This is a genomic window from Thermohalobaculum sp., from assembly GCF_058622915.1.
This window is the reverse complement of the sequence record NZ_JBZSYN010000123.1, coordinates 1-14,374: the sequence shown is the minus strand read 5'-3', so window position 1 is coordinate 14,374 and position 14,374 is coordinate 1. Positions and strand designations below refer to the sequence as shown.

Here is a 14,374-nt window from a genome sequence, read left to right as displayed (position 1 = left end):
GCCCGGCGGCGCTCCTCGACCGGCAGGCCGGCGGCGGCCATGCCGATCACCACGGCATTGTCGCCCGCCAGCACCAGGTCGATGAAGACCACTTGCAGGAAGGCTGCGAGGGCCTCGGAGCTGAGCCAGTCCATCCGCGCGTCCTATCCGGGCCTCGTTGAGCACAGCCGATCGATCGCACAAGCCCGCCTGCAGCGACCGACCGCCGGCGGCCGCGCCGCCACCGGACGCGCGCCCGCGTGCCGATCGAGGTCGCAGGACCCTTGGGGCAACATATGCATTTCCGCCGCCGAGCCTAGCGGCGCCGCGTGCCGTCGAGGTTCCGTGTCGCATCGGTCCCCAGCATCTCGGGGTCGAACTCGTAATGCGCCGAGCAGAACTGGCAGTCGGCGGTGACGCGGCCGTCCTCGGTGGTCATCTCGGCGATGTCCTCAGCCGTGTATTGCGCCAGCGCGCGGGCGACACGCTCGGCCGAGCAGGTGCAGCCGAACTCCACGGGCTGCCAGGGATAGGCGCGCGGCTTCTCCTCGTGGAACAGGCGCAGGAGAAGTTCCTCCATGGCCAGGTGCGGGCCGAGCAGCTCGTGGGTCTCCACCGTGCGCATCAGGTGGTTGACCCGGTTCCAGTCCTCCTCGCCGCTGCCCATGCCGGCGACGTCGTCGGCGGTCATCAGCCCGTGCGCGGCGCTGGGCCCCGCGGGCGCATGCCCCAGGTCGTCGGGCAGCTGCTGCACCATCAGCCCGCCGGCGCGCCACTCGGGCGGGCGGCCGGGCGCCTCCGAGCGCGCCGCCTCGATGTGGAAGCGGGTGGCGAGCTGCTCGGACTGGGCGAAGTAGGTCTCGGCGCAGGCGGCCAGCGAGCCGCCGGCCAGCGGCGTTATGCCCTGGTAGGGGCGCATGTCCTCGCCCTGGTCGATCACGACGCCGAAGATACCTTCGCCCAGCAGACTGTAGGGTGCGGCCCGGCTCGACACCGCCTCGCCCATGTCGAAGGAGGCATAGGCGCGCATCTGCGCCGGCGCGCCCTGTTCCTCGGGCGCGACGTAATCGGTGGCGATCAGCCGCACCGGCCCGTCGCCGCGCACCTGCAGCGACAGCTTCCAGCGCAGCTTGATGGCCTGGCCGATCAGCGCGGTCAGCATCACCGCCTCGGCCACCAGCGCGGAAACCGCCACCGGATAGCGATGCTGCTCGAGAATGCGCCCGAGCGTGGCGTCGAGGCGCGCGACGCGCCCGCGGATGCCGGCGCGCTCCAGCCCGAACGGCAGAATCGTGTCGTCGCCTGACAGTCGGTATCCCTCGCTCATGTCACCGGTCCCGTGGCTGGCGTGTCCCCTGCCACATAGCCTCGCCGCCCGCCGCGGACAATCGGGGCGGGCCGCTGGCCGCTCCACCGGCCGCGCGCACAGGCGGGTCTGGCATCGATGCGCGCATCGTGGCATGGCTCGCGCAATGGAGCGTATCGGAGCAGCCTGGGTCTCGGGTCGGCCCTATCGGGACCGCATCGGCGTCTACGCAATCGTCGTGGGCGCCGGCGGCCGGCTGCTTTGCGTGCGGCAGGAGACGCCCGCGAAGTCCGAGCTGCAGCTGCCCGGCGGCGGCGTCGATCCTGGCGAGCATCCGATCCCCGCCCTGCATCGCGAGTTGCGCGAGGAGACGGGCTGGGTCGTCGGCCCGCCGCGGCGCATCGGCGCCTTCCAGAGCTTTCCCTGGCTTTGGGACAACCGCTACTGGGCGCGCAAGGTGCACCTCGTCTATCTGGCGCGCGCCGTGCGCCGGGACGGGCCGCCGCGCGAGCCGGGGCACAGCCCCTTGTGGCTGGCGCCGGAGGCGGCGGCCGAGCGGCTCGACGTGCCGGGGGATCGGGCCATGGTGGTCCGGGCGCTCGCCAGCGGGCTGATCCGGCGCTGCTCAGGCGCGGCGGGACCGCGGCATGGCTATGCAGGCCGGGCCGGACGGGACAGCTGCGCCTGAGGGATTGAGGTGCCCGGTCGCGCCGCGAGATCGGCCACAACCAACCGCCTGACCGCGCGCCTGCGCGGTGTCGCCTTGTCCGGCGACGCGCTCGCGCGGAACGTCCGCGCCTGCGCCGGCGTCACCGTCCTGCGGCCGCGGAGGCGGTGTGCGCCAGCGTGATATGCTTGCTGGTGGTCCCGGCGTCGCCGCCAGCCTCGATCGAGACCGTCCAGTCCAGCGCGGTGATGCGGGCGTCCTCGCTCAGCCCGTTCAGGTTCGGGCCGAGCCCGGCCTTGAGCCGCTCGACCAGGGCGATCACCGAATCGAGACGGTGGCCCTCGAGCGGCCGCCCGGCCAGCGCCCGGTCGAAGTTCAGGATCTGCCTCTCGCAGGCCTCGCGGAACTCGATCACCGCCGTCTCCTTGGAAGCGACCAGGGCGTGGCGCGCCGCGGCCAGATAGCCCTGCGCCAGGACGCTGCCGGCAACCTGCTCGCCGAAACTGTAGAGCGGGCACTCGAACGGCGTGATCCCGGTGCCGGTCGCGCAGGGCATGGAGATCGAGCCGTTGGCGAGGTGGATGATGATCGGCCGCTGATCGCCCGGCGGCGCCGCGATCACCACGTCGAAATCGCCCGAAAGCGTGAGGAACTCGGCCTCGCCGAGAAAACGGCAAGCCCCGAGCGCCGCCTCCAGCGCCTCGGTGTCGTCGGACGTGACCCGGCGCGCGACCCCGGCGCCGCGGTCGCCCGCGGCCGGGTCGTTGTGATGGATCACCAGATCGGCTGCGCCGTCGCGCCGGAAGGCGCGCTCGGCGATGCCCTTGAGCGCATGCGGCACCGAGGCGTGATGCGCCTTGGCGAGGGGCCGCGGTGCCGCCGAGCCGCCCTTCTCGGACACTTCGACGGCGACACTGAAGGCCGGGAAGCCGGCACCGCGCGTCGCCGCGAGGTGCCGCGAAAGCCTGCCGTCGAACTGCGTGAAGACGTTGCGCTGGATGATCTGCGTGACGACAAACTCGCGGCCCTCGTGGCGCTCGATGTGCGTCACCTCCAGCACCGGAATGCGTTCAAGGCATGGCTCGACGAATTTCTTGAAGACAGCGCTCGCACTCATCACACACAACCTTAAGGGGAATGTGTCCCACCCGATGCACTTATAACGCAAACCGGTCAGCGGTGGAAGCAATATTGCTCTACATTGCGTATCGATACTTTCTGTACATGTGATAAACTGCTTGCTCGACTGTCGGGCTCGGCCGATCCTGAGATCTGCCCCGCCTCTCATCGAGCGGCGCGACGGGGCAAGATCAGGTTGCAAGCGCAGAGGGGTTGGTAGCATTTCGGCATCAAAGGGCCACATTTGCCGCGTAGGTCTTTGATGTATTGGGCGCGCTCGCTGGTGCCGTCGGATGCGCCCGGAGGATCGCCGGGTCGGGAAGGTTCATCTCAGCTGGGCTCTTGCGAGCCGGGGGAACGCGAATGAGTGCAGAAGGCCAGGTCGCGGGCAGGCAGGCTGCGGGCGCCGAGGCGGCGCGCGCCGGCGCCTCGCCCGAGCGTCACGGCGGCCGCCCGGAGGCGCCGCACTCGGTGCGCGAGACCGGGCTGGAGGAGGGCTTCCTGCTCGATCTGCTGCTCAAGGTCATGTACCGCCTGGGCCTCGAACGCGCCTCGGAGATCAGCCGGGTGGTCAAGCTCTCGGTCGGCATCGTCGACGAGCTGTTCGTCAACGCCATGGAGCTCAAGCTGGTCGAGACGCTCGGCCAGCGCGGCGCCGCCCTGACCGCCGAGATGCGCTACGCCCTGTCGGGCCATGGCCGCCGCCGCGCCGCCGAGGCCCTGGCCAAGAGCGAGTATGCCGGCCCGGCGCCGGTGCCGCTCGACGATTTCGTGGCACAGTGCAAGGCCCAGTCGATCCGCAACGAGGTGCTGAGCCGGCCGATGCTCGAGCGGGTGTTCTCAGATCTCACGCTCTCCGAGGAGCTTCTGGAGAAGATCGGCCCTGCGGTGAACTCGGGCCAGTCGATCATGCTCTACGGGCCCGCCGGTAACGGCAAGTCGTCGATCGCGGTCGCCATCACCCGCGCCTACCAGGACCGCATCTACCTTCCCTACTGCTTCGAGGTCGACAACCAGGTCGTCACCATGTTCGACCCGACGGTGCACGAGCGCCTGGATTCGGACGATGACGAGCAGGAGGGCCTGCGCCGCGGCTCGAAATACGACAGGCGCTACGTGGTCTGCCACCGCCCGGCGGTGGTCGCCGGCGGCGAGTTGACGCTGGATGCGCTCAATCTCGCCTTCAATCCGACCAGTCGCGTCTACGAGGCGCCCCTCCAGCTCAAGGCCGTGGGCGGCGTGCTGGTGGTCGACGACTTCGGTCGTCAGCGCCACACGCCGCAGGAGATGATCAACCGCCTGATCATCCCGCTCGAGGTGAAGGTCGACTACCTGACGCTGCAGACGGGCCGCAAGTTCGCTGTGCCCTTCGACCCGGTGGTGATCTTCTCCACCAACATTCCGCCGGCGGCGCTGGCCGACGAGGCGGCGCTACGCCGCCTGCGCTACAAGATCTATGTCGGCCAGCCCAACGAGGAACTCTACATCAAGATCTTCGTGCGCGCCGCCAAGAAGTCGGGTCTCGACGTGCAGCCCGAGACCCTCGAGCATCTGCTGTTCGATCTCTATCCGAACCAGGCGGGGGCCGAGCTGCATGCCTTCCACCCGCGCTTCTTGATCGACCAGACGCTCTCGATCTGCACCTACGAGGGGGCGCGGCCCGAATTGAGAAAGGATTTCCTCGACCGCGCCTGGATCAATCTTTTCTCCAAGGACTGACGATCTGCGCACTTGCCGCGTCGGAGGCGGGGGTAGGGGTTCCCTCCGCCTCCGCGTATTTCCGGCCAGCGCTTCGCGGCGGCGGCACGGGGCGAACGAGCCCTGCAGCGTCAGGCGCTCGTTCACCGACCGGCGCCACGCCCTCGACCCCGGCCGGTCGCAGTCGCAAGGCATCGAGATTTCATCTCCGCCCCCGGTGGCGGGCTATCGCCGCGCGCGCCCCCTTGGCCGCGGCGCCGCTTGCACCTTGCGCGCCGGGTGACGCCTGTCGCGGTTGGCCCGCACGGGCAGTCGTGCGCGCCGGGGACGCTGTCCATGGCCCAAGGGATCCGGCGTGCCACCGAAAGGATCATTTTCCGCCATCTTCGCGACGCCGCGCCGCCCCAAGCATGACATGATTGCGCGCAAGTCTCGATCCTGCTGCTTGTGCTTCGTGGAGTGGTGAAATGTACGGTTCGGTCACCGCGTCGGGTAACGGCGCAAGTGTCGGCGACGGATTCGGCTCGCTTGCCCATCTGAATGACGGCTTTCTCGGCACCGGATACTCGACCTCGGTCGAGCTGTCCTTCGTCGCGATGGGGTTTATCGCCCTCTATGTCGTGGTGGCCACGGCCAGATATTTCCTGCACGGCACCAAGATCGTGGAAAGCGTGGCCGACGCGCTGGGGCTGGGAGAAGACTGAGCCCGGCGCAGCGTGGCGCGCATCGTGTGGCGCCTGCCCGGCGCCGGCCGCCGCTAGCCGTGCGCCAGGGTGCAAAGGGTCAGTTTCTGACGGGCGACCAGGGGCTTGGTGCCCTCGAGGTATTTCTGAGTGTAGGACGTGCTGAAATGCGTCTCGAGCGCAGACCGGTTCGCGTAGACCGCATATATGAAGACCATGTCGGCTTCGTCCTCGGAAGCCAGCACGTCGAAGCGCAGGCAGCCCAACTCGTTCCGCGTCACCGTTTCCCGATGCTCGACCGAGCGCTCCACGAAGATGTTGCGTTTGCCGGGCACGATCTCCAGCTCGACGATCAATGCAACCGCGGGCATGATCTCCTCCGTCGCCGCCTGCCGCCGGATTCCTGGCCCAACCTAGGGAACTGGCAATCGCGCGAGATCGGGACGTACGACGAACGGGTACAAGGCGAAGGTCATCCGCGCCGTCACGGATTATGCACGCCTCGGGGCAGTTCTCCAAACCTTTCCCGCGGGCTTTGCGAGGCGGCGCGGCGTCATTTGTGCCGGCTCCCGCCTCAGAGCAGACCCAGGCACCAGCGCATGATGCCCTTTTGCACGTGCAGCCGGTTCTCGGCCTCGTCGAAAACCACCGACTGGGGGCCATCGAACACTTCCGAGGTGACCTCCTCCTCGCGGTGGGCGGGCAGGCAGTGCATGAAGATGGCATCGGGCTTGGCGCGGGCCATCAGCCGGGCGTTGACCTGGTAGGGCTTGAGCTGGTTGTGGCGGCGCTCCCGCGTGGTCAGGTCGTCATGCATCGACAGCCAGGCGTCGGTCACCACCGCGTCGGCGTCCGCGACGGCGCGCTCGGGGTCGCGCACGATGCGCACCTGGGCCCCCTCGCCATGCGCCGCGGCGACGATCTCCGGGTCGGGGTCCAGCGTCTCGGGGCCGGTGATTACCAGTTCGTAGCCAAAGCGCGCGGCGCCCTGGATGAAGCTGGCGCAGACGTTGTTGCCGTCGCCCGCCCAGACCACGCGTGCGCCGCTGATCGGGCCCTTCTTCTCCTCGAAGGTCATCACGTCGGCCATGATCTGGCAGGGATGCGTGCGGTTGGTCAGCCCGTTGATCACCGGCACGGTGGCGTGCTCGGCCATCTCGGCGAGAGTGCCGGGATCGAAGGTCCGGATCATGATGAGATCGACATAGCGGCTCAGCACGCGCGCGGTGTCGGCGACGGTCTCGCCGTGGCCGAGCTGCAGCTCCGAGCCGCTCAGCACCATGGTCTCGCCGCCCATCTGGCGCACGCCGAGATCGAACGAGATGCGCGTCCGCGTCGAGGGCTTCTCGAAAATCAGCGCGACCGCGCGGTCCTTGAGTGGCTGCTCGGCGTCGGGGAACAGCTTCGGCTTGCCGTCGCGCCCGGCCTTGATCTCGCACGAGCGGGCGATGATCCGCTTCAGCTCGTTGCCCGGGACCTGGTCCAGATCGAGAAAATGCCGGGTCACGGGTGCGCCCCCGCCTGCAGCGCGCGGCAGGCCTGCTCGAGGCGGCCGACACCCTCGGCAATCTCCTCGTCCCCGACATTGAGCGGCGGCAGCACGCGCACGACGTTGTCGCCCGCCGGCACCGTCAGCAGGCCATGCTCGCGCGCCGCGGCAACGAGGTCGGCGTTCTTCCACCCCTCGTGCAGCTTCAGTCCCAGCATCAACCCCTCGCCGCGCAGCTCGGCAATGATCTGCGGCTGCGCGTCGGCGAGCCCGGCGAGGCGCTGGCGCAACAGCCCGGCCTTGCGCCTGACCGCATCGAGGAAGCCCGGTGCCAGCACCTCGTCGAGGACGGCGTTGCCGACCGCGCAGGCCAGCGGGTTGCCGCCATAGGTGCTGCCATGCGCGCCGGCGGTCATGCCCGAGGCCGCAGCTTCGGTGGCGAGGCAGGCGCCGAGCGGGAAGCCGCCGCCGATGCCCTTGGCCACACCCATCAGGTCGGGCGCGATGCCCGCCTGCTCATGGGCGAACAGCGTACCGGTGCGCCCCATGCCGCACTGGATCTCGTCGAGCACCAGCAACAGGCCGTCACGGTCGCACAGCCGGCGCAAGCCCTTGAGGAAGCCGTTGGGCGCGGGCCGGATGCCGCCCTCGCCCTGGATCGGCTCGACCAGGATCGCCGCCGTCGCCGGGCCGATGGCCGCCGCCACGGCGGCGAGATCGCCCCAGGCGACCTGATCGAAGCCCGGCAGGAGGGGCGCGAAGCCCTTGACCAGCTTCTCCTGCCCTGCCGCCGAGATCGTGGCCAGCGTGCGCCCGTGGAAGGCGCCCTCGAAAGTGATGATGCGGTTGCGCTCCGGCTGGCCCTTCGCATGCCAGTACTTGCGCGCCGCCTTGATGCAGCACTCCATCGCCTCGGCGCCCGAGTTGGTGAAGAACACGGTCTGGGCGAAGCTGGCCTCGACCAGGCGCTCGGCCAGCCGCTTCTGCTCGGGGATCTCGTAGAGGTTGGAGACATGCCACACCCGTCGCGCCTGGCGCTCCAGCGCGGCGATGAGCCCGGGGTGGGCATGGCCGAGGGCGCAGACCGCGATGCCGGCGCCGAAGTCGAGATACCTCGTGCCGTCGGTCGCGATCAGCCACGATCCCTCGCCCCGCTCGAAGGCGAGCGGTGCCCGTGCGTAGGTCGGCATGACGGGCGAGATCACGGTTCGCAGGCTCCGATCTGCGGCGCTTCGAACGCCTGGCTGCAAAAGCAAAACGGCCCCGCTGGCGCCATGCCATGGGGCGACTTTTGCCTTATGGCGAACGGTATCCGCCCTGTCAATCGGGGCCGAATCGCCCGCCGGGCCTTGCTCTGGCGGCGCCGGGCCCCGTACGCTTCGGCCATGCAGGACGCTCCGACCATGCCGCTCCGGGCGACACCATGAGCGCCGCCGTGCTCGGTCTGCTGCGCCGCATGCTGGGCCTGGCGCCCGCGGACGGGGTCGTGCGCCAGTTCGGCGCCATTCCCTACCGGCGCGGCGAGGAGGGGCTCACCTTCCTGATGATCACCTCGCGCCGTACCGGGCGCTGGATCTTCCCCAAGGGCGGGCGCATCGCCTGGCTGTCGGCGGCCGCCTCCGCGGCGCAGGAGGCCTTTGAGGAGGCCGGCGTCGAGGGCACCGTCGCCGCCGAGCCGCTCGGCTCCTACCGCGGCGTCAAGCTGCGCCCCGGCGGCGAGGTCGAGATCGAGGTCGAGATGTTCCCGCTCGAGGTCGAGCTGGTGCTCGACGACTGGCCCGAGCGCGGTCAGCGCCGGCGCCGCTGGGCCGGGATCGAGGAAGCCTGCATGCTGCTGTCCGAGCCCGGCCTGGTCAGCATGGTGCGCGCTCTCGCCGCACCGGACGCCGGGCATGGGACCCCTCGTCCGGGCGGCGCCGCCAGCTGAGCCGCCTCAGCCCCCCGGCGCCCGGGCGATCAGGCGCTCGATCTCGTCGATCGGGTGCCTGGTCAGGTCCTTGCCGAGCTCGGCCACGACGCGCGCCGCGGCCGGCTTCGCCAGCGCCTCGCGCAGCTCGCCCAGCACCTTGGGGGGCGCGACCAGGACCAGCCGGTCGAAGCGGTTCGCCTGCGCCGCCCGGTTCAGCCGCGCCGAGAACTCGCGCACGAAGCGCGCCTCCTCGAACTGGTGCCAGTCGGTCTCCTGCACCGCCGAGCGCTGCCCGCCCGAGGGGTCGGGGTAGCGCCCCGGCCGATCCGTGCCCAGCTCGTGCGTGGGCGGGTTCTCCAGCTCGGCCTTGGACACCACCTCGAGCAACGGCTCGGCGTCGGTGCCCTGGTTGACCAGCAGCAGCGCCTTGGCGCCGTCGGCGAGGGCGATCCAGGTGACTTTCCAGGGGGTGGGTGGCATGTCTCGGCCCTCCGCATTGACGGGATCACGGTTGTGCGAGCGTCGCATGCCGCCCCGACGTGGCGCGAGCGGCGCGGCTCTTTCGCAGGCATCTGGCCCTCGACGCGGCGAATGTCAATGCGCATGCGCCCGCGGTCCTGCTCTGGCGCAACGGCGCCATCGGCGTTAGAGGTCGCTGGGCAGGGAACGACGCTGCAGCCGGCATGGACAGGGGACGCATGGACGACACGACGAACGGCGGCGCGCGCCCGATCCTGATCACCGGCTGCTCGTCGGGCATCGGCCATCACCTCGCGCATGCGCTGCACGGGCGCGGCTGGCGTGTCTTCGCCAGCTGCCGCAAGGCCGGGGACTGCGCCCGGCTGGAGGGCGAGGGGCTCGAGAGCCCGCGCATCGACTACGAGGAGCCCGAGAGCATCGAGAGCGGTCTCGCCGAGGTGCTGGCGCGCACGGACGGCCGCCTCGACGCGCTTTTCAACAACGGCGCCTACGCCATCCCCGGCGCGCTCGAGGACATCTCGCTCGCGGCCATGCGGCAGATCTTCGAGGCCAACTTCCTCGGCTGGCACGAGCTGACGCGCCGGGCGCTGCCGGTGATGCGCCGTCAGGGCTTCGGCCGCATCGTGATGAACTCCTCGGTGCTCGGCCTGGGCTATGTGCGCATCCGCGGCGCCTATATCGCCACCAAGCACGCGCTCGAGGGCTATACCGATACGCTCCGGCTCGAGCTGCGCGGCACTCCGGTGCGCGTGATCCTGCTCGAGCCCGGTCCGATCCGCACCAAATTCCGCCTCAATGCGCGGGCGCAGTACGAGCGCTGGATCGACCGCGAGAACTCGGCCTGGGCCGAGTTCTACCGCGATGTGGTGGATCCGCGCCTCTACGGCGGCGTGCAGAAGCCGGACCCGTTCGAGCTCGGGCCAGAAGCCACCACGCGGAAAATGATCCACGCACTGGAAAGCCGGCACCCGCGGGCGCGGTATTATGTGACAACACCGACATATATTGTGGGACTCATGCGGCGGCTCTTGCCAACAGGGCTGCTGGACCGCGCCTTCATGCAGGGCTGAGGAGGGTACGCGATGTCCGGATTCTTGTTCTACATGGCGGCACTCGCGTGCCTTTCGACACTCGGCGTGCTGGTGTTCGGCGTGGTCACCTTCGGCACGCGCAAGCGCGAGGGCCGCGAGGGCGCCAGATATTCCAACAAGCTGATGCGTTATCGCATTCTCGCCCAATTCATCGCCATCGTGCTGGTTCTGTTGACCATCCTGGCAATCAAGGCGGGCAAGTGAACCGAGTGAACCAAGTGAACCAAGTGAACCAAGTGAACACGGTGCGCAGCTGAACGCCGCGGTCCGGGCGCGGCGAGGGGGAATGCGGCGATGGTGGTGCTGAACCGGATCTACACCCGCACCGGCGACCAGGGCGAGACGGCGCTGGGCGACGGCACCCGAGTGCCCAAGCATGCGCTGCGCGTCGAGGCCTACGGCACGGTGGACGAGGCGAACGCGGCGATCGGGCTGGCGCGCCTGCATGCCGAGGGCGAGATGGATGCGGCGCTCGCCCGCATCCAGAACGACCTGTTCGACCTGGGCGCCGATCTGTGCCGCCCGCCGCGCGCGGGCGAGGAGGGGGCCGAGCACCCGCCCCTGCGCGTCGTGCCGGTCCAGGTCGAGCGGCTGGAGCGCGAGATCGACGCCATGAACGAGAGCCTCGCGGCGCTGCGCTCCTTCGTGCTGCCGGGTGGCACCCCGCTTGCCGCGCAGCTCCACCATGCGCGCACCGTGTGCCGCCGCGCCGAGCGGCTGACCGTGGCGCTGGCCGGCGCCGAGCCGGTGGGCGAGGCGGTGGTGCGCTATCTCAACCGGCTTTCCGACTGGCTGTTCGTTGCCGGACGGGCGGCCAACGACAACGGCGCGGGAGACGTGCTTTGGGTGCCGGGCGCCAATCGCTAGCAGCGGCACTCCGTGCGGGTGCCCTCCGTGTGGGGGCGCTCTGTGTGGCGACGCTCCGTGTGGCGGCGCTTCTTGTGGCAACGCTTCTGGTCGGCCATGCCGGCGCCGCGCGTGCGGCCGACGCGACGGACGGCCCGGCCGGGACCGGGCATCTGTGCAGCCTGATCCAGCAGGCAGCGGACCTGCACGGCCTGCCGCCCGCCTTCCTCGCGCGGCTGGTCTGGCTGGAGAGCCGGTTCGACGTGCGCGCCGTCAGCCCCAAAGGTGCGCTCGGCGTGGCGCAATTCATGCCGGCGACCGCGAAGCGGCGCGGGCTGGCGGACCCCTTCGACCCGGACCTCGCGATCCCGGCGGCGGCGGCCTATCTCGCCCAGCTGCGCACCCAGTTTGGCAATCTCGGCCTTGCCGCGGCCGCCTACAACGGCGGCGAGGACCGGGTCGCGGCCTGGCTGGCAGGCCACGGCGCCTTGCCCGGCGAGACGCTCGCCTATGTCCACGCCATCACCTTCCGCCCCGCGGGCTGGTTCCGCGCGCCAGGCCGCCGGCTCGAGCCGCGGCCGCTCGAGAAGGACCGCCCCTTCGCCCAGGCGTGCCGCCGGCTGCCGGTGCTGGCGACCCGCGCCGTGCTGTTCGACGGCGCCCCCTGGCAGGCCTGGGGCGTTCAGGTCGCCGGCAATGTGCGCCGCGCCGGGGCGCTGGCCCAGTTCTCGCGCGTCCAGGCCCGCTATCCGCGCATCATCGGCCCGGGCCTGCCGATGATGCTGCGCGAGCGCATGGCCGGGCGGCCCATCTGGGCGGTGCGGCTGGGCGCGGCCAGCCGCGCCGAGGCCCAGGCGCTGTGCAACCGTCTGCGCGCGGCTGGCGGCGCCTGCGTGGTGCAGCGCAACTGAGCGGCCCTGCCGCGCCGCCGCGGCACGCCCGCCGCCGGGGCGGCCTGGGGGCGGCCTGGGGGCGGCCTGGGGGCGGCCTGGGGACGGCCGGGGCCGGATTTTGCATTAACCATAACATCTGCGCACAAACGAACGCCAATTAAATCAATGCGTTGCACGGTTGTGCAATGTGCACAGCCTGTCCGGGGCGCGCCTTGGGGCGGCGTCAGGGCGGCGATGGCGCCCCCGAAGCCCCGGCAGGATCGTCCGGATGCGCGGCCCATTGCCGGGCGGGACCGCGGGCCGAAAGCGGCCGGCGGGGACGCTTCCCCGTCCCGCCGCGTCGTTTTTTCCCTACGCGCGGCGGTCCGGTTGCGTTAAGCGTGCGCCCGAATTAAACGGTGCGCGGCCGTCTCGGTCGGCCGCTCGTCCCTAGGAGGAAGCGCAATGAAGGTGCTGGTGCCCGTCAAGCGCGTGATCGACTACAACGTCAAGGTCCGGGTCAAGGCGGACCGGACGGGGGTGGATCTCGCCAACGTCAAGATGTCGATGAACCCCTTCGACGAAATTGCCGTCGAGCAGGCCATCCGCCTCAAGGAGGCCGGCCAGGCCGAGGAGGTGATCGCCGTCTCGATCGGTGTCAAGCAGGCGCAGGAGACCCTGCGCACCGCGCTGGCCATGGGCGCCGACCGGGCGATCCTGATCGAGGCCGCCGAGACAGTGGACACCGACATCGAGCCGCTGGCGGTCGCCAAGCTTGTCAAGGCCGTGGTCGACGAGGAGAGGCCCGGCCTGGTCATCATGGGCAAGCAGGCGATCGACAACGACATGAACGCCACCGGCCAGATGCTTTCGGCGCTGCTCGGCTGGCCGCAGGCGACCTTCATCTCCAAGCTCGAGTTTGGCGACGGCGCGGCCAAGGTGGTGCGCGAGGTCGATGGCGGCCTGCAGGCCATCAAGGTAAAGGTGCCCGCGATCGTGACCGTGGACCTGCGCCTCAACGAGCCGCGCTACGCCAGCCTGCCCAACATCATGAAGGCGAAGAAGAAGCCGCTCGACGTGAAGACCCCGGCGGATTACGGCGTCGACGTCGCCCCGCGGCTCGAGGTGGTTTCCGTCACCGAGCCGCCGCCGCGCAAGGCGGGTGTCAAGGTTGGCTCGGTCGCCGAGCTGGTGGACAAGCTGAAGAACGAAGCGGGAGTGATCTGAGATGGCCGTTCTCGTCGTCGCCAAGCACAACAACCAGACCCTCGATGAGTCCACCGCCAAGACCGTCGCCGCGGCCGCGAAGCTGGGCGACGAGATCCACCTGCTCGTCGCCGGCAAGGACTGCGGCGCGGCCGTCGAGGAAGCGGCGAAGATCGGCGGCGTGGCGAAGATCATCCATGTCGAGGGCGAGGCCTACGGGCACCGGCTCGCCGAGCCGCTCTCGCTGCTGATCGCCAAGGTGGCTCAGCCCTATTCTCACGTCTTCGCGCCAGCCATCACCTCGGGCAAGAACGTCATGCCGCGCGTGGCCGCACTGCTCGACGTGATGATCGTGCCCGACATCCAGGAGGTGGTGGACGCCGACACCTTCGTGCGGCCGATCTATGCCGGCAACGCCATCCAGACCGTGAAGTCGAAGGATGCGAAGAAGGTCGTCACCGTGCGCGGCACGGCCTTCGACGCGCCCGGCGAGCAGGCCGCGGCCCCGGTCGAGACGGCGCAGGCTGCCGAGGACCCGGGCCTGTCGGAGTGGATCGAGGACATGGTGGCTAGTTCTGACCGGCCCGAGCTTACCTCGGCCAAGATCGTCATCTCCGGCGGGCGCGGCATCGCGTCCAAGGAAAACTTCCATCTGATCGAGAAGGTGGCCGACAAGCTGGGCGCCGCGGTCGGCGCCTCGCGCGCGGCGGTGGATTCGGGCTATGCGCCGAACGACTGGCAGGTCGGCCAGACCGGCAAGGTGGTCGCACCCGACCTCTACGTCGCGGTCGGCATCTCAGGCGCGATTCAGCACCTCGCCGGGATGAAGGACTCCAAGGTGATCGTCGCCATCAACAAGGACGAGGAAGCGCCGATCTTCCAGGTCGCCGACTACGGCCTGGTAGCGGACCTGTTCCAGGCGCTGCCCGAGCTTGAGAAGGAGCTCGACAAGGGTTGAGGCGCAGTGTGGCCCGCGTCCTGGCGCGGGCCATTCGTCAGTTATCCTTCGCGGTCGCTGCGGTGGCGCCG

General features: G+C 69.9%; 17 protein-coding genes. 10 read left to right on the top strand and 7 right to left on the bottom strand.

Translation table 11 applies throughout. From position 1 onward, the window contains the following. Together AC32QD_RS09605 and hslO are read right to left on the bottom strand one after the other, a co-directional pair. Nucleotides 1–134, bottom strand: a 134-nt coding sequence (locus tag AC32QD_RS09605; RefSeq protein ID WP_492010272.1) for a TerC family protein, incomplete at its 3' end; no start/stop codon positions are given. A gap of 161 nt (nt 135–295) precedes the next feature. Beyond that, on the bottom strand, nt 296–1,306 hold the full coding sequence (gene hslO / locus AC32QD_RS09600; protein ID WP_492010271.1) for an Hsp33 family molecular chaperone HslO: 1,011 nt from the start codon (nt 1,304–1,306) through the stop codon (nt 296–298). 145 nt (nt 1,307–1,451) lie between these two features. Here hslO and AC32QD_RS09595 point away from each other — a divergent pair, with 145 nt between their 5' ends. Beyond that, nucleotides 1,452–1,973 (top strand): NUDIX domain-containing protein, encoded by a 522-nt coding sequence (locus tag AC32QD_RS09595; RefSeq protein ID WP_492010270.1) that lies wholly within the window; start codon nt 1,452–1,454, stop codon nt 1,971–1,973. 121 nt (nt 1,974–2,094) lie between these two features. Here AC32QD_RS09595 and AC32QD_RS09590 read toward each other — a convergent pair whose 3' ends face one another. Then, complete coding sequence (locus tag AC32QD_RS09590) at nt 2,095–3,069, bottom strand: hypothetical protein (RefSeq protein ID WP_492010269.1); 975 nt, start codon at nt 3,067–3,069, stop codon at nt 2,095–2,097. Between the two features lie 365 nt (nt 3,070–3,434). Between AC32QD_RS09590 and AC32QD_RS09585 the strand changes: the two genes are divergently transcribed. Further along, nucleotides 3,435–4,790 carry a DUF8689 domain-containing protein gene (locus AC32QD_RS09585; RefSeq protein WP_492010268.1) on the top strand — a complete coding sequence of 452 codons (1,356 nt, stop codon included), beginning with the start codon at nt 3,435–3,437 and terminating at the stop codon, nt 4,788–4,790. 446 nt (nt 4,791–5,236) lie between these two features. Next, nucleotides 5,237–5,473, top strand: a complete 237-nt coding sequence (locus tag AC32QD_RS09580) for a hypothetical protein (protein WP_492010267.1) — start codon at nt 5,237–5,239, stop codon at nt 5,471–5,473. 53 nt (nt 5,474–5,526) lie between these two features. Here the strand turns inward: AC32QD_RS09580 and AC32QD_RS09575 are convergent, their stop codons facing one another. From AC32QD_RS09575 to AC32QD_RS09565, 3 genes are all read right to left on the bottom strand, one after another. After that, a complete protein-coding gene (locus AC32QD_RS09575; protein ID WP_492010266.1) occupies nt 5,527–5,823 on the bottom strand; it encodes a putative quinol monooxygenase in 297 nt (98 codons plus the stop codon). A 203-nt stretch (nt 5,824–6,026) separates the two neighbouring features. Next, entirely contained in the window at nt 6,027–6,959 is a 933-nt protein-coding gene (gene argF, locus AC32QD_RS09570; protein WP_492010265.1) for an ornithine carbamoyltransferase, read from the bottom strand. Further along, nucleotides 6,956–8,146, bottom strand: coding sequence for an aspartate aminotransferase family protein (locus tag AC32QD_RS09565; protein WP_492010264.1), 1,191 nt, complete (start codon nt 8,144–8,146; stop codon nt 6,956–6,958). Before AC32QD_RS09565 ends, argF begins: the two co-directional genes overlap by 4 nt. Nucleotides 8,147–8,364: 218 nt before the next feature. Here AC32QD_RS09565 and AC32QD_RS09560 point away from each other — a divergent pair, with 218 nt between their 5' ends. Continuing rightward, a complete protein-coding gene (locus AC32QD_RS09560; protein ID WP_492010263.1) occupies nt 8,365–8,868 on the top strand; it encodes an NUDIX hydrolase in 504 nt (167 codons plus the stop codon). 6 nt (nt 8,869–8,874) lie between these two features. Here the strand turns inward: AC32QD_RS09560 and AC32QD_RS09555 are convergent, their stop codons facing one another. Continuing rightward, nucleotides 8,875–9,330: a host attachment family protein gene (locus AC32QD_RS09555; protein ID WP_492010262.1), complete on the bottom strand. Its 456-nt coding sequence runs from the start codon at nt 9,328–9,330 to the stop codon at nt 8,875–8,877. 218 nt (nt 9,331–9,548) lie between these two features. Between AC32QD_RS09555 and AC32QD_RS09550 the strand changes: the two genes are divergently transcribed. The 6 genes from AC32QD_RS09550 to AC32QD_RS09525 all read left to right on the top strand — a co-directional run bounded on the left by AC32QD_RS09550 (nt 9,549) and on the right by AC32QD_RS09525 (nt 14,303). Next, nucleotides 9,549–10,400: an SDR family NAD(P)-dependent oxidoreductase gene (locus tag AC32QD_RS09550; RefSeq protein WP_492010261.1), complete on the top strand. Its 852-nt coding sequence runs from the start codon at nt 9,549–9,551 to the stop codon at nt 10,398–10,400. A 12-nt stretch (nt 10,401–10,412) separates the two neighbouring features. After that, nucleotides 10,413–10,625, top strand: a complete 213-nt coding sequence (locus tag AC32QD_RS09545; RefSeq protein WP_492010260.1) for a twin transmembrane helix small protein — start codon at nt 10,413–10,415, stop codon at nt 10,623–10,625. A 90-nt stretch (nt 10,626–10,715) separates the two neighbouring features. After that, nucleotides 10,716–11,288, top strand: coding sequence for a cob(I)yrinic acid a,c-diamide adenosyltransferase (locus AC32QD_RS09540; protein WP_492010259.1), 573 nt, complete (start codon nt 10,716–10,718; stop codon nt 11,286–11,288). 44 nt (nt 11,289–11,332) lie between these two features. Then, nucleotides 11,333–12,178: a lytic transglycosylase domain-containing protein gene (locus tag AC32QD_RS09535; RefSeq protein ID WP_492010258.1), complete on the top strand. Its 846-nt coding sequence runs from the start codon at nt 11,333–11,335 to the stop codon at nt 12,176–12,178. Between the two features lie 426 nt (nt 12,179–12,604). Then, the gene (locus tag AC32QD_RS09530) at nt 12,605–13,366 is read left to right on the top strand and encodes an electron transfer flavoprotein subunit beta/FixA family protein (protein ID WP_492010257.1); all 762 of its coding nucleotides are present in this window, start codon (nt 12,605–12,607) and stop codon (nt 13,364–13,366) included. Between the two features lies 1 nt (nt 13,367). Beyond that, nucleotides 13,368–14,303, top strand: a complete 936-nt coding sequence (locus AC32QD_RS09525; protein ID WP_492010256.1) for an electron transfer flavoprotein subunit alpha/FixB family protein — start codon at nt 13,368–13,370, stop codon at nt 14,301–14,303. Nucleotides 14,304–14,374 lie beyond the last annotated feature (71 nt).